The organism is Prevotella sp. AM34-19LB, assembly GCF_003468525.1.
In the GTDB taxonomy this organism is placed as follows: Bacteria; Bacteroidota; Bacteroidia; order Bacteroidales; family Bacteroidaceae; genus Prevotella.
In genome coordinates this window covers 98,869-122,121 of sequence record NZ_QSIG01000004.1, presented here as the reverse complement: position 1 = coordinate 122,121, position 23,253 = coordinate 98,869, and the positions used below count along the sequence as shown (strand labels likewise).

The 23,253-nt window shown below is 48.1% G+C and carries 13 protein-coding genes and 4 pseudogenes; 10 read left to right on the top strand and 7 right to left on the bottom strand.

Translation table 11 applies throughout. From position 1 onward, the window contains the following. Positions 1-5: 5 nt before the first annotated feature. The 3 genes and pseudogenes from DW830_RS02415 (at position 6) to DW830_RS02405 (ending at position 3,974) form a co-directional block, all read left to right on the top strand. The gene (locus tag DW830_RS02415) at positions 6-1,724 is read left to right on the top strand and encodes a DUF4980 domain-containing protein (RefSeq protein WP_119248737.1); all 1,719 of its coding nucleotides are present in this window, start codon (positions 6-8) and stop codon (positions 1,722-1,724) included. A 163-nt stretch (positions 1,725-1,887) separates the two neighbouring features. Then, a pseudogene (locus DW830_RS02410) lies at positions 1,888-3,037 on the top strand (MFS transporter). Between the two features lie 47 nt (positions 3,038-3,084). Further along, positions 3,085-3,974, top strand: a pseudogene (locus DW830_RS02405) (carbohydrate kinase family protein). 282 nt (positions 3,975-4,256) lie between these two features. Here DW830_RS02405 and DW830_RS02400 read toward each other — a convergent pair. The 3 genes from DW830_RS02400 to hflX all read right to left on the bottom strand — a co-directional run bounded on the left by DW830_RS02400 (position 4,257) and on the right by hflX (position 9,150). Further along, positions 4,257-5,915 carry a fumarate hydratase gene (locus DW830_RS02400; protein ID WP_119248726.1) on the bottom strand — a complete coding sequence of 553 codons (1,659 nt, stop codon included), beginning with the start codon at positions 5,913-5,915 and terminating at the stop codon, positions 4,257-4,259. A gap of 109 nt (positions 5,916-6,024) precedes the next feature. Next, entirely contained in the window at positions 6,025-7,881 is a 1,857-nt protein-coding gene (locus DW830_RS02395) for a DUF4954 family protein (RefSeq protein WP_119248725.1), read from the bottom strand. 21 nt (positions 7,882-7,902) lie between these two features. Further along, the gene (gene hflX / locus DW830_RS02390; RefSeq protein WP_089544780.1) at positions 7,903-9,150 is read right to left on the bottom strand and encodes a GTPase HflX; all 1,248 of its coding nucleotides are present in this window, start codon (positions 9,148-9,150) and stop codon (positions 7,903-7,905) included. A gap of 326 nt (positions 9,151-9,476) precedes the next feature. Between hflX and DW830_RS02385 the strand changes: the two are divergent. After that, a pseudogene (locus DW830_RS02385) lies at positions 9,477-11,476 on the top strand (glycoside hydrolase family 97 catalytic domain-containing protein). Between the two features lie 1,014 nt (positions 11,477-12,490). Here DW830_RS02385 and DW830_RS02380 read toward each other — a convergent pair. The 3 genes and pseudogenes from DW830_RS02380 to DW830_RS02370 form a co-directional block, all read right to left on the bottom strand. Continuing rightward, the gene (locus DW830_RS02380; RefSeq protein ID WP_119248724.1) at positions 12,491-12,817 is read right to left on the bottom strand and encodes a hypothetical protein; all 327 of its coding nucleotides are present in this window, start codon (positions 12,815-12,817) and stop codon (positions 12,491-12,493) included. Between the two features lie 299 nt (positions 12,818-13,116). Beyond that, positions 13,117-15,632, bottom strand: a pseudogene (gene clpB, locus DW830_RS02375) (ATP-dependent chaperone ClpB). 31 nt (positions 15,633-15,663) lie between these two features. Continuing rightward, a complete protein-coding gene (locus DW830_RS02370) occupies positions 15,664-15,852 on the bottom strand; it encodes a hypothetical protein (RefSeq protein WP_119248723.1) in 189 nt (62 codons plus the stop codon). Between the two features lie 151 nt (positions 15,853-16,003). On the opposite strand from DW830_RS02370, the gene DW830_RS02365 reads away from it, so the two are divergent. The 6 genes from DW830_RS02365 to rodA all read left to right on the top strand — a co-directional run bounded on the left by DW830_RS02365 (position 16,004) and on the right by rodA (position 22,691). Further along, positions 16,004-16,597, top strand: coding sequence for an IMP cyclohydrolase (locus tag DW830_RS02365; protein WP_089544052.1), 594 nt, complete (start codon positions 16,004-16,006; stop codon positions 16,595-16,597). Between the two features lie 113 nt (positions 16,598-16,710). After that, a complete protein-coding gene (locus DW830_RS02360) occupies positions 16,711-17,733 on the top strand; it encodes a rod shape-determining protein (protein WP_006847875.1) in 1,023 nt (340 codons plus the stop codon). A gap of 84 nt (positions 17,734-17,817) precedes the next feature. Then, a complete protein-coding gene (gene mreC, locus DW830_RS02355) occupies positions 17,818-18,696 on the top strand; it encodes a rod shape-determining protein MreC (protein ID WP_089544051.1) in 879 nt (292 codons plus the stop codon). 33 nt (positions 18,697-18,729) lie between these two features. Beyond that, a complete protein-coding gene (mreD, locus tag DW830_RS02350) occupies positions 18,730-19,230 on the top strand; it encodes a rod shape-determining protein MreD (protein WP_119248722.1) in 501 nt (166 codons plus the stop codon). A gap of 62 nt (positions 19,231-19,292) precedes the next feature. Further along, on the top strand, positions 19,293-21,143 hold the full coding sequence (mrdA, locus tag DW830_RS02345) for a penicillin-binding protein 2 (protein ID WP_119248721.1): 1,851 nt from the start codon (positions 19,293-19,295) through the stop codon (positions 21,141-21,143). A 75-nt stretch (positions 21,144-21,218) separates the two neighbouring features. Further along, complete coding sequence (gene rodA / locus DW830_RS02340) at positions 21,219-22,691, top strand: rod shape-determining protein RodA (protein ID WP_119248720.1); 1,473 nt, start codon at positions 21,219-21,221, stop codon at positions 22,689-22,691. Positions 22,692-22,770: 79 nt separating this feature from the next. On the opposite strand, the gene DW830_RS02335 is transcribed toward rodA, so the two are convergent. After that, positions 22,771-23,253, bottom strand: a complete 483-nt coding sequence (locus tag DW830_RS02335; protein WP_117661383.1) for a gliding motility lipoprotein GldH — start codon at positions 23,251-23,253, stop codon at positions 22,771-22,773.

Sequence of the window (23,253 nt, the reverse complement as noted above, 5' to 3'; positions counted from 1 at the left end):
AAGATATGAAGAAGATTTTTGTTTCAGCGCTTGTCGCTCTTTGCGGTTTCACCGCCAGTTATGCCCAGGAGGCTTCCTTCTTGAGCAATAACCATTGCCTTTATCGCATTAGCGTAGAGAATCAGGGCAAAAAGTATCTCTTGCTTCCTGTACAGGAGAATGCTGAGATGGCTAATGTCAAGGTGATTGCCAACAACAAGCAGGTGAAAGCCTTCAATGTGAAGTTGGCTAAAGACCACGTAGATTATTTCGTACCTCTCTATATGGATGAGTTTGCTGGCTTGAAAGGCCTGGCTCTCGATATCCATGTTAATGGTGATTATAGCAAGGAAGGACTGAATGCCCTCACTTGCTGGAAGGAGATGAAGTTCTCTGATGCTTTCGATATGAAGAATCGCGAGCAGTATCGTCCGGATTTCCATCACACTCCTGCTTACGGATGGATGAACGACCCTAACGGTATGTTCTATAAGGATGGTGTATGGAATCTCTATTTCCAGCATAATCCTTACGGATCACAGTGGGAGAATATGACCTGGGGACATTCTACTTCCACCGACTTGGTTCACTGGAAGTTCCAGGGTACTCCTATACAGCCTGATGCTGTAGGTACTATCTTCAGTGGTTCTGCCGTGGTTGACAAGAACAATACCTCGGGTTTCGGAAAGGATGCTGTGGTTGCACTTTATACTTCTGCTGCAGAAAACCAGACCCAGAGCATGGCTTACAGTACAGATAACGGCAAGACCTTTACAAAATATGCAGGAAATCCTATTATCACCAGTACTGTGCCAGACTTCCGTGACCCTCACATGTTCTGGAACGAGGACATCAAGAAGTGGAATATGATTCTGGCTGCCGGTCAGCACATGGAAATCTATACTTCTGATAATTTGAAGGACTGGAAACTTGAAAGCTCTTTCGGTGAGAAGTATGGCAACCATGGCGGTGTTTGGGAATGCCCAGACCTGATGAAGTTGAAGGTTCGTGGCACCGGTAAGGAAAAATGGATGCTCATCTGCAACATCAACCCAGGCGGTCCGTTCGGTGGCTCGGCAACCCAGTATTTCGTTGGTGATTTCGACGGACATAAGTTTACTTGCGAGAGCAAGCCGGAGGTAACCAAGTGGATGGATTACGGAAAGGATCATTACGCTACGGTTACTTTTGATAACGCACCAGAAGGTCGCCACGTGGCTATTGCCTGGATGAGCAACTGGCAGTATGCCAACCAGGTTCCAACCCAGCAGTACCGTTCAGGCAATTCAATACCTCGCGACTTAGGTCTTTTCGAATATAAGGGCGAAACCTATTGCTCCGTTGTTCCATCTCTAGAGATGACAGCAGCAAGAAGCAAGAAGGCTGGCAAGAAACTCTCAGAATCTTGCGAGATGGTAGTGAGCCTGAAGGGAAATTCCACCATCACCCTGAGCAACGACAAGGGCGAGAAGGTAGTGATGAACTACGATGCCAAGTCAGAGACCTTCTCCATGGATAGAACCAAGAGCGGTAAGATGGATTTCAGCAAGGACTTCGCTGCAGTCACCAAGGCTCCAACCTATGGCAAGATCAGCCAGCTGCGCATCTTCATTGACAAGAGCAGCATCGAGGCACTGGATGCTGACGGCAAGATGTCCATGACCAATCTCGTGTTCCCAAGCAAGCCTTACAACAAGGTTACTGTAAAGGGAAAGGGTAAGTATCAGGTTTACGACATCAAGTAACCTCATCTGTTAAGAACTGAATCTATAACACTATTGTTTCTAAGAGTGTTACTGATGTAACAATGCAACAAAAATGGTAGCCGATGAACGATATTTTATGATATATTGTATCGTTTATCGCTACCTTTGCACCAGCAAAATAGAAACAATAACGCTAACAATTATGAATAAATCATCAAAGTTATCAATCATCCCGGTGATGCTCTGTTTCTTCGCCATGGGATTTGTAGATTTGGTAGGTATCGCCTCCAATTACGTGAAAGAAGATCTCAACCTCAATGATTCGACAGCCAATCTGTTTCCTTCATTGGTATTCTTCTGGTTTTTGATATTCTCGGTTCCAACAGGAATCCTGATGAATAAGATAGGTAGAAAGAAGACTGTACTTCTGTCTTTGCTCGTTACCGTCATTTCACTCCTTTTGCCCATTTTCGGCGAAAACTTTGAGCTGATGCTCGTATCATTCTCATTGCTCGGCATCGGAAATGCCTGATGCAGACCTCCCTGAACCCTCTGGTTTCAGTGGTGACATCAGGTCAGAACCTGGCATCCACATTGACCTTCGGTCAGTTTGTCAAGGCGATAGCTTCCTTCCTGGCACCATACATTGCCATGTGGGGCGCCATGGCAAGCATTCCAACCTTCGGTCTGGGCTGGAGAATTCTCTTCCCAATCTATATGGTTATCGGAATTGCTGCCACCTTCTTCCTGGCAGGCACACCTATCACCGAAGAGAAGCAGGATGGAGGAGCTTCGGGCTTCATGGATTGTCTGAAATTGCTTGGTAAGCCAATCGTATTACTTTCTTTCATCGGTATCATGTGTCATGTGGGCATCGATGTGGGTACCAATACTACTGCTCCAAAGATTTTGATGGAGCGCTTGGGCTGGAGCTTGAATGATGCAGCCTTCGCTACATCGCTCTATTTCATCTTCCGTACCATCGGATGCTTTACAGGTACAGCCTTCCTTCGCATGATGAGAACTCGTACCTTCTTTATCATCAGTGTGGTGATGATGGCATTGAGTATGGTAGGTATGTGGGTTGGAACAAGCCATCATGTGCTCTACATCGCTATCGCCCTTGTGGGATACGGCAACTCTAACGTCTTCTCCATGATTTTCTCTCAGGCGCTGCTTGCTTTGCCTGACAAGAAGAACGAGGTGAGCGGATTGATGATCATGGGCCTTTTCGGTGGCACCATCTTCCCATTGTTCATGGGCTTTGCCAGCGATACCTCGGTCAGGTAGGTGCTGTGGCTGTCATGGCTGTAGGTGTTGCTTATCTCTTCACTTATATCAGAAAGTTATAATAATCTTCATTCTCAATCGTTTATACTATATATAATAAGGTGTAATTATGGAAACAAAGAATTTAAATACAAAATATTGTGTAGGTTTAGGTGAGATTCTTTTTGACGTTCTCCCTACTGGTTCTCAACTCGGCGGTGCTCCTGCCAACTTCGCTTACCACGCAGGTCAGCATGGTTTGCATTCTGTAGCAGTCAGTGCTGTGGGCAAGGATGTTCTGGGCGATACAGCTCTCCGCCTGCTCGATGAGAAGAAGCTCAAGTATGTGTTGCCTGAGGTAGAATTCCCTACAGGTACCGTTCTGGTGCAGCTCGACAAGGAGGGTGTTCCTACATACGATATCAAGACGGGTGTGGCTTGGGATAATATCCCATTCACAGATGATATCAAGGAGGTTGCTGCCAATGCAGGTGCTGTTTGCTGGGGCTCTTTGGCTCAGCGCAGTGAGGTCAGCCGCAAGACCATCTATACGTTCCTCGATCATACTCCAAAGGATTGTCTGAAGATTTTCGATATCAATCTCCGTCAGAACTTCTATACTCCTGAGGTGATTACCGAGAGCTTGAAGCGCTGCAATATTTTGAAGATCAACGATGAGGAGTTGATTACCATCGGTCGCCTCTTCGGTTATCCAGGTTTGGATATCGAGAACAAGTGCTGGTTGATTCTCGGCAAGTATAATCTCGATATGCTCGTGCTTACCTGCGGTGTAAACGGCAGCTATGTCTTCGCTCCGGGTGTGAAGTCATTCCAGGAGACTCCAAAGGTTGAGGTGCTGATACCGTAGGTGCAGGTGATAGCTTCACCGGTACTTTCTGCGCCAGCATTCTGAAGGGCAAGACCATCCAGGAGGCACACGAGCTTGCCGTTAAGGTAAGTGCATACGTTTGTACCCAGAATGGTGCAATGCCTCAGATTCCTGAGGAATATACATTGTAAGGCTCCCCATTTGGTCAGTAAGTATTAGTTTTGAATTGTTGGTTTTTAGTGAATAGTTGATATATAGGTTTAATGTTGATTGATTAGCTGCTATCTGCTTGTGAAGAGTAGATAGCAGCTCTATTTTTTTAGGAAAACATGGGATTATGAAAAAGCAGTTTATCAGTGAAGAATAGTTTAAAGGTAAAAAAGTAAAAGGATCTTTAAAAGAAATACAGATAAAGAAAAAAAGCTCAAGGCAGATAGCCCTGAGCTTTTTTTTATATTATGATGTCTGTATCATTACTTCTGGCATTCCTTGCAAGGAGTCCAAGGCTTCAACTGCTTGAAGAAGTCGTTGCCCTTGTCATCTACGAGGATGAATGCAGGGAAGTCCTCTACGGTAATCTTCCAGATAGCCTCCATACCGAGCTCTGGGTACTCTACGCACTCAATGCTCTTGATAGAACTCTGAGAGAGAACAGCAGCTACACCACCGATAGTACCGAGGTAGAAACCACCGTGCTTCTTGCAAGCCTCTGTTACAACATCACCACGGTTACCCTTGGCAATCATTACCAAGCTAGCGCCGTGATCCTGGAACTCATCTACGTATGGGTCCATACGGTTGGCTGTGGTAGGTCCCATAGAACCACATGGATAGCCCTCTGGAGTCTTGGCTGGACCTGCATAGAGGATAGGGTGGTTCTTGAAGTACTCTGGCATCTCCTCACCGGCATCCAGACGAGCCTTGAGCTTAGCGTGAGCGATGTCACGAGCCACGATGATAGTACCCTTCAGGTTGACACGGGTGCTTACAGGATACTTGCTCAACTCAGCACGAACAGCATCGATACCCTTGTCGAGGTCAATCTCGATACCCTTGGTACCCTCACCTGGGTTGCGAAGCTCCTCAGGAATCAGCTCTGTTGGGTTCTCATCCATCTTCTCCAACCAGATACCGTCCTTGTTGATCTTAGCCTTGATGTTACGGTCGGCAGAGCAGCTTACACCCATACCGATAGGGCAGCTGGCACCGTGGCGAGGCAGACGGATCACGCGGATATCGTGAGCCAGATACTTACCGCCGAACTGTGCACCCAGACCAATTTTGTGAGCCTCTTCAAGGAGCTTGTTCTCCAAGTCGATGTCGCGGAAAGCACGACCAGTCTCATCACCTGTAGTAGGCAACTCATCATAGTACTTGATAGAAGTCAGCTTCACGGTAAGGAGGTTCTTCTCAGCAGAAGTACCACCGATAACGAATGCGATGTGGTAAGGAGGACATGCTGCTGTACCCAGACTCTTCATCTTCTCTACGAGGAATGGGAGCAGTGTGCCCTCGTTCTGGATAGTAGCCTTGGTCATTGGGTAGAAGTAGGTCTTGTTGGCAGAGCCACCACCCTTAGCTACCATCACGAAGCGGTACTCGTCGCCCTCTGTAGCCTCGATGTCAATCTGAGCAGGAAGGTTGCAACGGGTGTTCACCTCATCATACATGTTGAGAGGAGCGTTCTGAGAGTAACGCAGATTGTCCTGTGTAAAGGTGTTATATACACCCAGGCTCAGAGCCTCTTCGTCCTCGAAGTCGGTCCATACACGCTGACCCTTCTCACCGTGGATGATAGCAGTACCTGTATCCTGGCAGAATGGGAGGATGCCCTTAACGGCAGTCTCTGCATTGCGGAGGAACTGGAGAGCTACGTACTTGTCGTTCTCTGAAGCCTCTGGGTCGCTGAGAATCTTAGCTACCTGGAGGTTGTGCTCACGACGGAGCTTGAACTCTACATCGTGGAAACCCTGCTGTGCCAGCAAAGTCAAAGCTTCCTTAGAAACCTTGAGGATAGTCTTACCCTCAAACTCTGCTGTGCTTACGCCTTCCTTAGAGATAAGGCGATACTCTGTCTTGTCCTCTCCAAGCTGAAACATTGGAGCGTACTTGAAATCAGGAATGTTTGCCATAACTACGTTTTTGTATATTTATAAGTTATTTATAATGTTTATGTATATTTCTTGATGTATATTCTATCTTTGATGGATATTCTTTCATTGAAGAAGGGGGTGACAAGCCTTAGTTCTCGTATTCCACCTCCTTGTCGAGGTTGTTCACGAAGTTTCTGAATACCTCTTCCTCCACATCTCCCATCGCATACTCCTTCTCCGCATCCTTCTTGATTTCAGCAATCCAGGAGCGGCGTGCACGGATATAGTCTTCGTGAATGCGGTTGGCATCTTCCAGCGTAATCTCAGAGATTCCGTAGTAATCGCAGATCACGCTGTAGGTCCATGCCCACTGATATTCACGATAGTTGTTGTTGATTTCCTCGAAGCGTTCCAGCAGCTGCTGGATGGTCTCGATGTTGCCTTCTCTCATATCCTTCACGATGCGCTCTTCCTCGCTTACCGGAAGCAGGAGTCCTGAGAGGTCATCCCAGTCGCCCACGCCTGTCTGGGTAGATGGAGGGGTGATGGCAGGATCCCTTTTCAGCACTCGCTTCAGCACGGCACCCATATAGATTCTCAGGGCGATGTCGTAGTATTTGATGCCCTTGTGGAGCGATGTGGCAGGGATGATGTATTCGTGATAGAGATACTGCGATACATTGTCGCCCGTTACCTCGCGGAGACTCTCCAGGATCTTCTTGCCCTTCAGGATTTCGCCCACGGAGAAAGGAGAGAGCCAGTCGAAGTTCACGATGCTCTTGCGGTTTTCAGGAGCACGGAGATCTCGTTTCGGCCACTTCTTGATGTCGCGGTACAGACCCACGGTGGTGATGTTCCTGCCTGGGATGAGGAACATCTTGTCGCCATCGGCTATCAGATAGGCGAATGGCAGGTTGCGGGTGTTAGGGTGGTGCATCAACTTGCCGAAGCATACTGAGAACGAACCCAGGGTGGCTGGCATCAGCAGGTAGGCACCACTGGCTGTCTTCGAACCACGCTCCAGGGTTCCCCAGTGCATAGGTCCCATCTTGTAGGCATGGTTGCTGAAGTTGGTGGCTGAACCGGCATTATAGAATGAGAACATTCCGCCGATAAGCAGACTGCTCTTGTGATGCGATGCTGTGAATGGACCACAGAAGGCGGCGCACGCTTCGCCGTTGCTCATATAGCTGTTGGCAAAGAATACGGAGGCTGAGGCTGTGAAACCGTTGCTCAGCTGGCAGGCTTCGCCTACGAAGCAGTCCTGTATCTTCACGCTGTTGATGACGCTGGAGCCCTCGGCGATGATGGAGTTCTCGATGATGACTCCCGTACCGATATATACGTTTCCGTGAACCGAACCGAGCAGCGTACAGTCGCTGAGTCGTGAGGCACCGTTTACCTCGCAGAGGTCGTTGATTACGCAGTTGGTAATCTCCTTGGTGTTCACAATCTTCACGTTGCTGCCTATCTGTCCTCTTTCCGGTGCCTTGTTCTCGATGTCGGTCTTGATGAGCTGTCGGATGTTCTCCTTCAGTTCCTTGTCGGAGAAATGCTTCACCATGAAGGCAGCCAGCTGACTGTTGAGGTCGGAGAAGAGAATCACGTTTCCTTCGCCCACCTCGTTGAGCACGCTCACCAGGTTACCCTCGCCGAAGGTAGCGCCCTCGGTGGTTTCCATCGTAGAGATGTTGGAGATGTAGCAGTCATCACCAATGGTGTAGTTGTTGATGAAGTTGCCCACGTTCTCGATGAGACAGTCGTCTCCGATGGTCACATTTCTCAGGGTGGCATTGTTGATGCCAGAATGCTTTACGAAGCCTTGGCTCACCTCTACATTCTTGTTGAAGGAGCCGATGTTTACCTCGCCATAGAGCATCACGCGATGCATGTAGTTGGGCTTGAAGTCTTCTGATACATTCACCGAAGTCCAGTCTTCAGCCCAGCAGTCGTTGCTCTTGAGTACCTCGATTTCCTCGGAGGTCAGAGGTCTGTAGTCATTCATTGTTTATATGTTTTTAGGGAATTATTCGTAATCCTGGTACAGGAAGTCGTTGTATGGATACTTCTGTACGTGCAGTTCTCTTACCTTTTTATATAGCACCTCTCGGAACTCGTCGATGTTCTCCTTGTTCTTTGCCGAGATGAAGAGACAGTCGTCGTTGAGCTTTGCCATCCAGGTTTTCTTGAGATCTTCCAGCGGGATGTTCTCCTTCTCCATCGGAGTGAGGTCGTCTTCCTCCTTCTCCACCCAGGAGTAGTTGTCTATCTTGTTGAAGATGATCATCGAAGGTTTGTCGGAGCATCCTATCTCCTCCAGGGTCTTTTCCACTACCTGGATCTGCTCCTCGAAGTCTGGGTGAGAGATATCCACCACGTGGAGCAGGAGGTCTGCCTCACGGGTCTCATCCAGGGTGCTCTTGAAGGAATCCACCAGGTCGGTAGGCAGCTTGCGGATGAATCCTACGGTATCGGCAAGGAGGAATGGCAGGTTATCTACCACCACCTTTCTCACGGTGGTATCGAGGGTAGCAAAGAGTTTGTTCTCTGCAAACACCTCGCTCTTGCTGAGCAGGTTCATGATGGTGGATTTTCCCACGTTGGTATAGCCCACGAGAGCCACGCGGATCATTCTTCCGCGGTTCTTGCGCTGGGTAGTCTTCTGCTTGTCTATTTCTGCGAGTCGCTCCTTGAGCAGGCTCATTCTGCCGAGGATGATACGGCGGTCCATCTCGAGCTGGGTCTCACCCGGTCCACGCAGACCTACCGATCCCTTTCCGCCACCGGAACCTGAACCACCACCCTGGCGCTCCAGGTGAGTCCAGAGTCTTTGCAGACGAGGGAGCATATAGCGGTATTGCGCCAACTCTACCTGGGTTTTAGCCGCAGCGGTTTGCGCACGCATGGCGAAGATATCGAGGATGAGTGAGGTGCGGTCCAGAATCTTCACCTGCAGTTCCTGTTCGATGTTACGGATCTGTTTGGCAGAAAGCTCATCATCAAAGATGACCATACCTACTTCTCTATCTTCCTCTTCCTCGTCCTTGATGTATTGCTTGATTTCCTCCAGCTTACCCTTTCCCACGTAGGTGGTCTGGTTAGGCGACACCACCTTCTGCGTGAATCGCTTCACGGTGACGGCGCCTGCGGTATCTGCAAGAAATTCCAACTCGTCGAGATATTCCTTGGTCTTGGCTTCGTCCTGTGTCTTGGTAATAAGACCCACCAGCACAGCGGTTTCCGCCTTGACTTCTGATATTACAAATTCTTTCATTCTTTACGTACGTATTATTATAGGTGCAAAGATAATAAAAAAAATCTCTTATTATATATATAAGGTGAAAATTATGTTTTTTTTATGAAAGGGACCGCAAGGCTACGGGGCGGAAATCGGTATTTGCGAACGCAGAAATCGACATGTCTGAATGCTGAAACATTCAAAAACTCAAAAGCCTCGACGTGATGTCGGGGCTTTTTGGCATTAAATCCCTTTAAATTAGCGAAAAGTGTCAAATTTTCAATGATTCTTCTCCTCTTTCTTCTGGATTTTGCTTATCTTTGCAGGCATTAAAATAAATCAAACCTAAAAAGAAAATAAATATGAAGCAAAAAATGAGTATCGCTGGTATTTTGTTGCTTGCTGCTTTGGGTATGCAGGCTAACAACTATACAGTGAAGTCGCCAGACGGTAAATTGGTGGTGAATGTTGCTTGTGAGGGAGGCAAGGCTTCCTACACGGTAGATTACAATGGCAAGCAGATGCTAGGAACTTCGGCGCTCGGTCTGGTTGCCAATTATGGTGATTTCTCAAAGGATCTCACCATGGGCATCCTGAAGGGTGGGGAAGTGAAGCCGCTTGCCTACAAGATGACCCGCATCAAGAAGAGTGATATCCAGAAGGATGTGGTGGATGCTACCATCGGTTTCCTCAACAGCAAGAAGGATTCCATGACCCTTCATCTTCATGTAAGCAACAACGACATCGCCTACAAGTATGAGATGAGCCGTCCTAAGAAGGATAATCCTAAGTCGGTGATTATATATAATGAGGTGAGCGGATTCAATTTCCCGGAGAAGACCACTACCTTCCTCTGTCCTCAGATTACTCCGATGACCGGTTGGGAGCGCACCAAGCCATCTTATGAGGAGGAATATACTCCGGATGCTCCGATGAACGTGAAGTCGCAGTTCGGTGTGGGCTATACCTTCCCATGTCTCTTCAAGGTGGGCAGCGACGGTTGGGTGCTGGTCAGCGAAACTGGTGTGTCGAGCGCTTATCCAGGCTGCCGTCTTTCTGATTACGAGCCGGGCAAGGGCTATACCATCGCCTTCCCTCAGAAGGGGGAGAACAATGGCATCGGTTCCGAATATGCCGGTATCCCATTGCCGGGAGAAACTCCCTGGCGTACCATCACTGTGGGTTCTTCGCTGGCTCCTGTCGTAGAGACCACCATCCCTTACGATGTAGTGAAGCCATTGTATGAGGCAAGTCAGACTTACAAGCCATCCCGCTATACCTGGAGCTGGCTCATCTGGCAGGACAATTCCGTTAACTATGACGACCAGGTGAAGATGGTGGATGTGGCTGCTGCTCAGGGTTATGAAGCATCTTGGTAGATGGCTGGTGGGACAAGCAGATAGGCAGAAAGCGCATCGAAGAGTTGAGTAAGTATGCCAAGAGCAAGAAGGTAAGCCTGATGCTCTGGTACAATTCCAACGGTTTCGAGAATGATGCTCCTCAGACTCCTCGTCAGATTATGAACAATTCCATCGCCCGCAAGAAGGAGATGGCGTGGATGAAGAAAATTGGCGTGGTAGGTATCAAGGTGGATTTCTTCGGTGGCGACAAGCAGGAGACGATGAAGCTTTATGAGGATATCCTCAGCGATGCCAACGATTATGGCTTGGAGGTGATCTTCCATGGTTGCACCATGCCACGTGGCTGGGAGCGCATGTATCCTAACTATGTTTCGAGTGAGGCTGCCCTGGCTTCAGAGAATGTATATTTCACGGATTATCATGCCAAGAAGGAGGCTTTCGAGATGACGATGCATCCGTTCTCCAGAAATGCCGTAGCCAGCTTCGACTGGGGTGGTGTGATGATGAACAAGTATTTCTCCAAGGATAACAAGAGCCGCCATCAGCGTTATACCAGCGATGTATTTGAGATGGCTACAGCCATCACCAATCAGAGCAGCGTAAACTGCATCTGTCTCTATCCTAACAACTTGCAGGATGTACCACAGTGGGAGTTGGATTGGCTCAAGAATGTTCCTACCGCCTGGGAGGATACCAAGTATATTGCCGGTTATCCAACCAAGTATGCGGTGGTGGCTCGCAAGTCGAGTGTAGAGAATGGTTCCGGTGCAGCGCTTACTGCCGGCAGATGGTTCGTAGGCGGACTGAATGCTACAGACAAGCCTCTTGCTCTGACCCTGGATTTGCCGATGTTTGCTGGTAAGACCGTTACTTATATCACCGACCAGCCAAAGAAGAAGGGCGAGAAGTTCTTCACTTCTGTCAAGAAGACTTTGAAGGTTGGCAAGGATGGTAAGGCAAAGGTTGTGATTCAGCCTAATGGCGGTATCATCATCGAATAATCTTCATGTTTTAGGCTTCGATTGCCTGCGTGAAAAATTTTACGGGTATCGATTGCCTACGTGAAAAAGTTTTTTTAGCGAAAAAAGTATCAAAGTCTCATTTTTGCTTGGAAAATGGGGGTTAAATGATTGATATATAAGAAAATAATAAAAATGAGACTTCTTGGTTTTTGAGCTGAGAAGTCTCATTAATGTATCATGGAAGTCTCATAGGCTTTTTTAATCCTATTTCACCTGTAGATGTTTTATGGTTGTGTCAATATAATCAGGATAAGTCATGGTGATGTGTCTGCTTTTTTAGTTCATCAGTTGGTCTTTCTATGCCCTCCGGTTGGTCTGCTTGTGCCCGTTACACGGGCATCCGCAGCCCACCACGTGGGCATTGACAGCCCGTGTGCTGGGCAACTATTGCCCATAGTATGGGCAACGAATGCCCAAATATAGAATTTGTTTTTGGGCAATATTCTTTTGAGTCTTTGCGATGTTTAAACTATCTTTTTGCGATGTTTAAACTGACTTTTCTTGATGTTTTAATAGTCTTTTCTCGTGCATCGTGCTGTCTTTAATGATACTTCTGCAGTCTTTAATGATACTTCCATGATACTTCTTTCTGCTTTTTCCGAGAAGTATCATTGGGTATAAATATCTATATATTAGTAATATAGCCTAGTGTTTTCGGTCAAGAATGAGACTATGATACTTTTTCGAGGAAAAACATTACGTGTGTGTAAAAACTGTTCTGCGACTGGATTATCAAGGAAGGGCGATAAACTTATCTGTATCCCTGCTTTGTTTCAGCAAGGAAAAGAAGAAGGGTGAAACGCAAGAAGTCTGCTGGCATCACTGCCAACAGACTTCACTTTTCACTAAACCGAACCTAAAATTCTATCTTATATTTGAAAATCATGTAAATTCTATGGAAACCTGAATAAGTCTTATTACCTTTAAAAAAACTAACCTAATCTATTCTTTCTTGTATAACGCCTGCAAAATGAATTGTCTTTTCCTATTTTATTATTCAGCAATAGTCTGCTGCTCTGTAGCAGTCTGCTCTGCTGGCTGCTGTTCTGTAGTCTCCTTCTGCTCAGTAGTTTCCTGCTGGGTAGAATCCTCTGTTGTTGCTGGAGTCTCCTCTGTTGCATTCTCCTGCTGGGTAGAATCCTCTGCTGCAGCCTGTGGTTGAACAGGAGCATCTACTGCCAATGAATCGGAAGGTGCATCTGGAGCTACTGTATCAACAGGAGCAACCTGAGCGTTACTAACCATTTTGCTTGATGCAAAAACGTTGCTTACTGAAACCATAACCAAAGCTGCGATAGCTGCAAACATAAACTTCTTCATAATCTTATCTTTTTTAAATTGTTACTAATTGATGTTACTTATTTGTTTGTGGATTCATTGTCGAACCCGCTAATCATAGTCACAATCTGCGTGCCAAAAAAATGAGAAAAATGTCTTTGTGCTGATAATCAGGTGTTTATGCGTTTTGTGCCAAAAATGAATGGTGTGGAATGTGAGGAAACTCTGTGGAAATATTCCCCAAAAAGTTGGGGAACGCATACATAAAAAAGGTCCCGACGGGGATGTTACTCCCCGAAGGAACCTTTCTCATATAATAGGAAATGATAAAAACCTATCTTTTAGAGATTCTTGAACTCGATGCCGTTTGCCTCTGAGTAGTCAATGGTAATTGGCTTCTCGCGACTTACTTCCTCGGCAAGAATCTTCTTGCTCAAATCGTTCAATACGTAATCCTGGATGGCACGCTTTACAGGGCGGGCACCAAACTCTGGGTCGTAACCTACCTCGGCAAGATAACCGATGGCGGCTGGAGTCCAGCGGAGATCGAAGCCCTGTGGCTCCAACATCTTCTTGGCTCTGTTCATCTGCAACTCCACAACCTTGGCAATCTGATCCTTGGTCAATGGCTGGAAGGTGATGATGTCGTCAATTCGGTTCAGGAACTCCGGACGGAAGGTCTTCTTCAACATCTCACGGCTCGCATTGGAAGTCATGATGATGATGGTGTTCTTGAAGTTGACCACACGACCTTTGTTATCTGTCAAACGGCCATCGTCCAATACCTGGAGCAGGGTGTTGAAGACATCTGGGTGAGCCTTCTCTATCTCATCGAAGAGAACCACACTGTATGGCTTGCGGCGAACAGCCTCGGTCAACTGACCACCCTCATCGTATCCTACATACCCCGGAGGCGCTCCAATCAAACGGGTGACACTGAACTTTTCCTGATACTCACTCATATCAATTCTCGTCATCATCGACTCGTCGTTGAAGAGATATTCTGCTAAAGCCTTGGCAAGCTCAGTCTTACCGACACCAGTGGTACCGAGGAAGATGAAGCTGGCGATAGGACGCTTTGGATCCTGCAAGCCGGCACGGCTGCGGCGTACGGCATCACTTACGGCAGTGATTGCCTCGTCCTGACCGATGACTCTCTTGTGGAGTTCCTCCTCCAGATGGAGCAGTTTCTCACGTTCGCTCTGCATCATACGGCTTACTGGTATTCCGGTCCAGCGGCTTACTACCTCTGCAATATCATCGGCAGTCACCTCTTCGCGAATCATCGCCTCACCGCCCTGGATACTCTTCAGCTGCTCCTGAATCTTCTTGATATCCTCTTCGAGAGCTACCAGTTTGGAGTAGCGAATCTCGCAACACGCTCGTAATTGCCTTCACGTTCCATGCGCTCAGCCTCGAACTTGAGGTTCTCTATCTCCTGCTTGTCTTGCTGAATTTTGTTAACAAGAGTCTTTTCGCCTTCCCACTTTGCACGGAAGTCGTGCTCCTTATCTTTCAACTCTGCAATCTCCTTGTCGAGCTGCTGAATCTTAGGCTGGTCGTTTTCACGCTTAATAGCCTCACGTTCAATTTCCAACTGCTTCAGGTGACGGGTTATTTCATCCAGTTCCTCTGGCACGGAGTCGCATTCCATACGGAGTTTGGCTGCGGCTTCATCCATCAGGTCGATGGCCTTGTCCGGTAGGAATCTGTCAGAGATATATCTCTCTGATAACTTGACAGCTGCTATGCAGGCATCATCCTGGATACGAACCTTGTGGTGGTTCTCGTAACGCTCCTTGATACCACGAAGAATGCTGATGGCATCTACCTCGTCTGGCTCATTCACCATCACAGTCTGGAATCGACGTTCCAGCGCCTTATCCTTCTCGAAGTACTTCTGATACTCGTTGAGGGTAGTGGCACCGATGGCTCTCAATTCACCACGAGCCAAGGCAGGCTTCAGAATGTTGGCTGCATCCATGGCACCTTCGCCACCGCCAGCACCTACCAGGGTATGAATCTCATCGATGAAGAGGATAATCTGACCGTTGGCATTGGTTACCTCCTTGATGACGCTCTTCAGACGCTCCTCAAACTCACCCTTGTATTTGGCACCGGCAACCAGTGCACCCATATCGAGCGAATAGAGCTGCTTGTTCTTCAGGTTCTCCGGTACGTCGCCACGAACGATACGCTCTGCAAGTCCCTCGACGATAGCGGTTTTACCAGTACCCGGCTCACCGATAAGGATAGGGTTGTTCTTGGTACGGCGAGAGAGAATCTGGAGCACACGGCGAATCTCTTCATCACGGCCGATAACCGGGTCGAGCTTGCCGCTGCGAGCCTGTTCTACTAGGTTCTTGGCATATTTTTCAAGACTCTGATAGTTCTCGTCGGCACTCTGGCTCTTCACGTTCTGACCCTGTCGCAAAGCCTGGATGGCTGCAGTGAGGTCCTTCTCGTTGGCACCCGCATCCTTGAGGATTCGGGCAGCGGTAGAGTTGCCTTTGAGGATAGCGAGAAGGATAGGCTCCACGCTTACGAATTCATCTCCCATCTTCTTGGCGATGTCCTCGGCATTGAGCAATATCTGGTTGGTATCGCCCGAGAGGTATGGCTGACCAGCACCCTGCACACGAGGCAAGTGCTGCATCTCCTGCTGCAGGAGCATAGCAATCTGATTGCCGTTCATGCCCAGCTTCTGGAAGATGTAGTTGGTTACATCAGGTGCTTTCTCGATGATACCACTGAGAAGATGCACCGGTTCGATGGTCTGCTGACCATTTCTCTGCGCTATGTTCACAGCGGCCTGCACCGCTTCCTGCGCCTTGATTGTAAATTTGTCGAATGTCATATCTTAATCTCCTTTCTAAGTGTTATTTGTTCTACTTCTTGTTGTCTGGCTTCAGTTCTTCCGGACTTTCAGCCTTGGATGATGCTTCAGCCTTGATGGCTTCCGGCATCGCAATCCGTGGATGCGAATAGCGTGCCCATTGCGTGTTTTTGGGCGTTTTTCTGACATTTTGTCTGTTTTTTCCTTCCTTTTTCCCTATTCGCAGAAAAGCTTCTGTCAAAATGGCTGAACCATTACTTGATTTATCGCAAATATCCTTTAAATAATGTGATAATAGGTATTAAATATTTGTGTATTTCAAATATTCTTTGTATCTTTGCAGCGTTTTTAGAAACCATATTGAATATAAAAATTCGTAATATATAAAGTCAATGGCTGAAACAAAGAAGATCAAGACAGCTTTGGTGTCTGTCTTTCACAAGGATGGCTTGGACGAGTTGCTCGCCAAGTTGAATGAAGAGGGTGTTAAGTTCCTGAGCACAGGTGGTACTCAGAAGTTTATCGAATCTTTGGGTTATGAATGTGAAAAAGTTGAGGATGTCACCACATATCCATCAATCCTCGGTGGTCGTGTGAAGACTCTTCATCCAAAAATATTTGGAGGTATCTTGGCCCGTCGCGACAATGAGGGCGACCAGGAGCAGATGAAGGAGTATGAGATTCCTTCTATCGACCTCGTTATCGTGGATCTCTATCCATTTGAGCAGACTGTAGCCAGCGGCGCCAGCGATGCCGACATCATCGAGAAGATTGATATCGGCGGTATCTCCCTGATCCGTGCCGGTGCCAAGAACTTCAAGGACGTGGTTATCGTTCCTAGCAAGGCTGAGTACAGTGTGCTTCTCGACATCCTGAAGAAGAAGGGTGCTGAAACCGACATTGAGGACCGCAAGATGTTCGCAGAGCGTGCATTCGGCGTAAGTTCTCACTATGATACTGCTATCCACGCTTGGTTTGCCAAGTAATAAATTAGGTAAACCTATTCATCTCGCAACTCTTCCCGCTCTTGAAAGAGAGGGCGGGAAGATGACTACAAAAGGAAAGATTTTAAGCTTAAAATATTAGATTTACATTTCAAATGGGATTTTTTTCATTTATTCAGGAAATCGCAATGGACTTGGGTACCGCCAATACCATCATTATCAGTGATGATAAGATTGTAGTGGACGAACCTTCTGTTGTTGCCCTCGACCGCCGCACCGACAAGATGATTGCCGTAGGCGAGAAGGCAAAGATGATGTACGAGAAGACTCATGACAACATCCGTACAATCCGTCCTCTGCGTGATGGCGTTATCGCCGACTTTACTGCCTGCGAGCAGATGATGCGTGGACTTATCAAGATGGTTCATACAGGAAGCCGATTGTTCTCACCTTCACTCCGTATGGTGATAGGTGTTCCTTCTGGTTCTACTGAGGTAGAGCTTCGTGCCGTACGTGACTCTGCCGAGCATGCTGACGGTCGCGACGTATATTTGATTTTTGAACCTATGGCTGCTGCTATCGGTATCGGTATCGACGTAGAGGCACCAGAAGGTAACATGATAGTTGATATAGGTGGTGGTAGCACCGAGATTGCAGTCATCTCTCTGGGTGGTATCGTATCCAACAACTCTATCCGTACTGCCGGCGACGACCTTACAGCCGACATCCAGGAGTATATGAGCCGCCAGCACAACGTGAAGGTTTCCGAGCGTATGGCTGAGCGCATCAAGATTCATGTGGGTTCTGCCCTGACCGATCTGGGTGATGAGGCTCCTGAAGACTTCATCGTTCATGGCCCTAACCGTATCACAGCGCTCCCTATGGAGGTTCCTGTATGCTATCAGGAGATTGCTCACTGTCTGGACAAGACTGTAGCCAAGATTGAGAATGCAGTACTCTCTGCTCTCGAGAATACTCCACCAGAGCTTTACGCCGACATCGTGAAGAACGGTATCTGGCTTTCAGGTGGTGGTGCTCTGCTCCGCGGTCTCGACAAGCGACTCCAGGACAAGATCAACATCCCATTCCATATCGCCGAGGATCCATTGCACAGTGTGGCTAAGGGTGCCGGTATCGCATTGAAGAATGTGGATCGTTTCTCATTCCTGATGAGATAATATTCAAGATATTTAAATTCCGCATCTGGACCACTTGTGCCCATTTGCGGAATTTTAATCATATACAGATTCATTTTTTTAAGTATGCACAACCTTTTAGAGTTTTTGCAGAAATACAACCATTGGTTTGTCTTCGTGATTCTGGAGGTGGTGAGCATGGTGCTTCTGTTCCAGTATAACAGCTACCAAGGCAGTGCGTGGTTTTCTACCGCCAATGCCGTGACGGGCAAGATCTATGAATGGGATGCCAACGTGGAGACTTTCTTCTCCCTGACCAAGGTGAACCAGGAACTTACCCAGCGAAATGCCTATCTGGAACAGCAGGTGCAGCAGCTGAGCGACAGCCTCTATGGGGTAACCAAGGATAGTGCCATCTATCATCGCGACCAGTTTGCGCTGCTTCAGAATTACCGACTCATCCCTGCCAAGGTGGTTGCCAACAGCCTGGACAAGCCAGACAACCTGATTACCATCGACAAGGGTAGCGCCGACGGCATCCATAAGGATATGGGTGTGATAAGCGGCACCGGAGTGGTGGGCATCGTGTATCTCGTGGCTCAGCATTACAGCATCGTGATACCAGTGCTCAACGTGAAGTCGAATATCAGTTGTACCATCCAGGGCAGAGGCTATTTCGGTTATCTGCGATGGAAGGGTGGCGTTTCGGAACTGGCTTATCTGGAAGAGGTGCCACGCCATGCCCACTTCAAGCTGGGCGACTACGTAGTAACGAGTGGCTATTCGGCTGTATTCCCTCCTGGAGTAAGAGTGGGCAAGATTCTGCACGTGTTTAATTCTGCTGATGGATTGTCGTATAGAGTACAGTTGAGACTTTCTACCGACTTTGCCCGTCTGCGTGATGTCTGCGTCATCGACGATGCCGTGATGAAGGAACGCCTGCAGATTATGCGTGCTGCCCAGGATAGTATCATGCCCGACGGCAATGCCAAAGGTAAAAATTAAAAGATCATAGTAAGAGGAGATATATAAGTAGCAATGAGTATAGATTTGATAAAACGAGTCGGCATCTTCGTGGTGCTTGTGCTGGTGCAGGGATTGGTGTTCAACCATATCCACCTGTTCAACTGCGCCACCCCCTTGCTGTATATTTTCATGGTGCTCCATTTCCGCAGAAACCACCCACGCTGGTCGGTGATGCTGTGGAGCTTCATGATGGGACTTTGTATCGACGTGTTTGCCAATACGCCGGGAGTAGCAGCAGCTTCGATGACCTTCATCGGACTGCTTCAGCCTTATCTTTTCGAACTCTTCGTGCCAAGAGACAGTGCCGACGACCTGGAGCCATCCATGCGCACCATCGGTATCGGTTCGTATATTCTCTACACGTTGGTTATCGTGCTTGTTTATAATCTGGTATTCTTTACTCTGGAGACCTTCAATTTCTTTAATTGGATGGAGTGGCTTCTCCGCATCGGTGGCAGTACAGCCATCACGATGTTGCTCATCATGGCATTGGAGAGCTTCCGCAAGACATAGAACCTTGCAGCAAGACAGAGAACAGTAAAAGATCAAACAAAATTTTCAGCTATATATATAATATGGTGGATTACAATCTTGATAAGCGTAAGTATGTGATTGGTGGTGTGGCTATAGCAATTGTAGTCATATACACCATTCGTCTCTTTACGCTTCAGATTATGAGCGAGGATTATAAGAAGAATGCCGATTCCAATGCCTTCCTGAAGCAGATAGAGTTTCCTTCGCGTGGCGCTATCTACGACAGAAACGGCAAGCTGATGGTGTATAATTCGCCTTCCTATGATATCATGGTGGTGATGAAGGAGCAGGAGGGACGTCTGGATACGATGGACTTCTGTAACTCCCTGGGCATTACCAAGGAGGCTTTCGAGAAGCGAATGGAGACCATCAAGGACAGAAGCAAGAATCCCGGTTACTCGCGATATACCCAGCAGCTCTTCATGAGTCAGCTTTCAGATAAGGACTTCAGCGTCTTCCAGGAGAAGATGTTCCGGTTCCCGGGCTTCTATGTGCAGAAGCGAAGTGTGAGAGAATATGCCTATCCATACGCTGCCCATGTTCTGGGAGACGTGGGTGAGGTTTCGCCAAGCGATATCGAGGATGATGACTACTATCAGCCGGGTGACTATATCGGTAAGCTGGGACTGGAGAAGCATTACGAGAAGGAGCTCCGAGGAACCAAGGGCGTGAAGATTATGCTTCGTGATGCCCGGGGAAGAATACAGGGAAGCTATCAGAACGGAAAGCTCGACCAGCGACCTATCGCAGGTAAGGACCTGACGCTGGGTATCGATGTCAACCTCCAGGCGCTGGGCGAAAGACTGTTGCAGGGCAAGATAGGAAGTATCGTTGCCATCGACCCAAGGGACGGGTCGGTGCTGGCGATGGTTTCTTCTCCAACCTATGATCCGCGCCGACTGGTGGGTAAGAATAGAGGAAAGATGCATAAGTGGCTGTCGCAGAACCCTTGGAAACCGCTCCTGAACCGTAGTATCATGGGTCAGTATCCTCCAGGTTCTACCTTCAAGACTACCCAGGCGCTGACCTATCTTACCGAGGGAATCATCACTCCGGGTACAGCCTTCCCATGTAATCATGGTTTCTCTTACAGAGGTCTGCATGTGGGATGTCATGGTCACCCGTCGCCTATTGCACTGGTGGATGCTATCAGTACTTCCTGCAACGGTTACTTCTGCTGGGGACTTTATTACATGATAGGCAACAAGAAAAAGTATGGCTCGGTGCAGGAGGCGATGACCGTATGGAAAGACTATATGGTGAGTATGGGATTCGGCTATAAGCTGGACATCGATCTGCCGGGCGAGAAGCGAGGTCTGATTCCAAATGCACAGTTCTATGACAAGGCCTACAAGGGATCTTGGAACGGACTTACCATTATCAGTATCTCTATCGGACAGGGTGAGGTGAACCTTACTCCTCTGCAGATTGCCAATCTGGGTGCAACCATCGCCAACCGAGGCTATTACTATGTGCCTCATGTAGTGCGCAAGGTGCAGGGCGAGCCGCTCGATACGCTCTATACCCGTCGTCATTACACCAAGGCTTCGAAGAGAGCCTATGACTATGTGGTGGCTGGTATGAGAAGTTCGGCATTGAAGGGTACCTGTAAGATGCTCTCCCGTTACGACTTCGAGCCTTGCGGCAAGACCGGTACGGCTCAGAACCGTGGTCACGACCACTCTGTATTCATGGGCTTTGCTCCGATGAACAATCCAAGAATCGCCATCGCCGTGTATGTGGAGAATGGTGGATGGGGTGCCGACTATGGTGTGCCTATCGGTGGTTTGATGATGGAGCAGTATCTGAAGGGAAAGCTCTCTCCAGCTTCTGAAAGTCAGGCTGCCCAGATGCAGGCTCGAAGAATTGCCTACGGCTCTAGTAGCAGATAATATACTGAAGTTTCAAATAAAAATTGCAGTTTCTATTCTGAGACTGCAGTTTCAATTCATTGAATAATAAAAACAATGGCTCAATCAGATAATAAACAACCAGCTGGTATTCTCCGTTCGCTCGACTGGTGGACCATCGGCATCTATCTGGCATTGCTCTGCTTCGGCTGGATCAGTGTCTGCGGTGCCAGCTATACCTATGGTGACAACGATATCTTCAGTCTGGGTGCCCGTTCGGGTATGCAGATTATATGGATAGGTACCTCCATCGCGCTGGGCTTCGTCATCCTGATGATGGATGACCGGTTTTTCGATACCTTCGCCTACGTAATCTATGCCGTGTTGATATTGCTGCTTTTTGCCACGATATTCAATCCGCATAGCATCAAGGGTTCGCACTCCTGGCTGGTGCTGGGACCGCTGCGACTGCAGCCTGCCGAATTCGGTAAGTTTGCTACGGCGCTGGCTGTGGCGAAGTTTATGTGCAGCTATGGATTCAATATCCATAAGATGAAGCATTTCATGGCGGCTGTAGGCATTATTCTTCTGCCTATGATATGTATCGTGGGACAGCGCGAGACGGGTTCGGCATTGGTTTATTCCGCCTTCTTCCTGATGCTTTACCGCGAGGGCATGCCGGGTGCCATCCTCTTTACCGGAGTCTCGATGGTGGTTTACTTTGTGGTGGGTATCAAGTACGAGAACGTGATGATGTGGGATACCTATACCTCGGTGGGAAAGTTCACGGTGCTGCTGCTGGTGCAGATCTTCACGGCAGGACTGGTGAACAGCTATACGGGCAACAGGAAGTATGCTCTCATCATCCTGTGCTACTCAGTGGGCATCACGCTCATTTTTGCGCTCTTCTCCACCTACATCATTCCGTTTGACATCGTATGGGTGCAGCTGCTGCTCTGTGCGGTGATGATCGGATTCCTGGTGTATCACGGTTTGAGAACCCGCTTCCGCAACTATTTCCTGATTTCGATTTTCGCAATGGGAAGTATAGCCTTCTTCTACAGTGCCGATTACGTGCTGAACAACGTGATGGAACCTCACCAGCGAGTGCGTATCAATGTGCTGCTGGGATTGGATGAAGACCTGGCGGGTGCCGGATATAATGTGCATCAGAGTGAAATAGCCATCGGTTCGGGTGGCTTGCAGGGAAAGGGATTCCTAAACGGAACCCAGACCAAGTTGAAGTTCGTGCCTGAGCAGGATACCGACTTCATTTTCTGTACGGTAGGAGAGGAGGAAGGATTCCTGGGTTCGGCAGGCGTGCTACTGCTCTTCCTGATGTTGATATTGAGGTTGATACATCTGGCGGAGCGACAACCTTTCAAGTTCGGGCGAATATACGGCTACTGTGTGCTTTCGGTATTCCTGTTCCACCTGTTTATTAATGTGGGAATGGTGCTGGGACTGACGCCGGTAATCGGTATTCCGCTTCCATTCTTCAGTTATGGAGGTAGTTCGCTCTGGGGCTTTACCATCCTGCTTTTCATCTTCCTGCGTATTGATGCCGGAAGAAACCTGGTGAGAAGCTAGCTTTAAGGCATAAGAAGTAGGCTATTCCATATTGGAAGCAGATTTTACAGCATAAAAAAAATGACCAGTGAGATACGTCTCATTGGTCATTTTTCGTTATTTTCACTCCGATGTCGCTTACACCCGGAAGAATTTCTCGCTTCATATCGTGGCGGATGGCGATATGGATGGAATCGCCTCTGTTTATCTTATAGATATTGATAGGGAAGTTGTACTGATAGTAGCTGATGCCCTGTCCCTTGTTCTCACCATGCTGGTTGATGAGCTGGCAGAGTACGGTATCAGTCTTCTCTATACGCTTGCCCTTGTTGGCAGGGTAGATGGTCTGGTTCACGATGAGTGTCAATGCCGTAAACGGATAGGCACCCGTGGTTCTCAGACCCAGACTCTGCCGATAATAGCCGGTGGCAGCCATCGGAGGGATTTCGAACGATAGGGTATCGTTCTTCTCCCATCCTGCAATCGGTGTGTGGGCATATTCATCATATACCTTGGCATGATTGCAAGCGCTGAAGGCAATGGTTGCCACCAGTATGAAAACGAAATGAATCAGTCTTTTCAT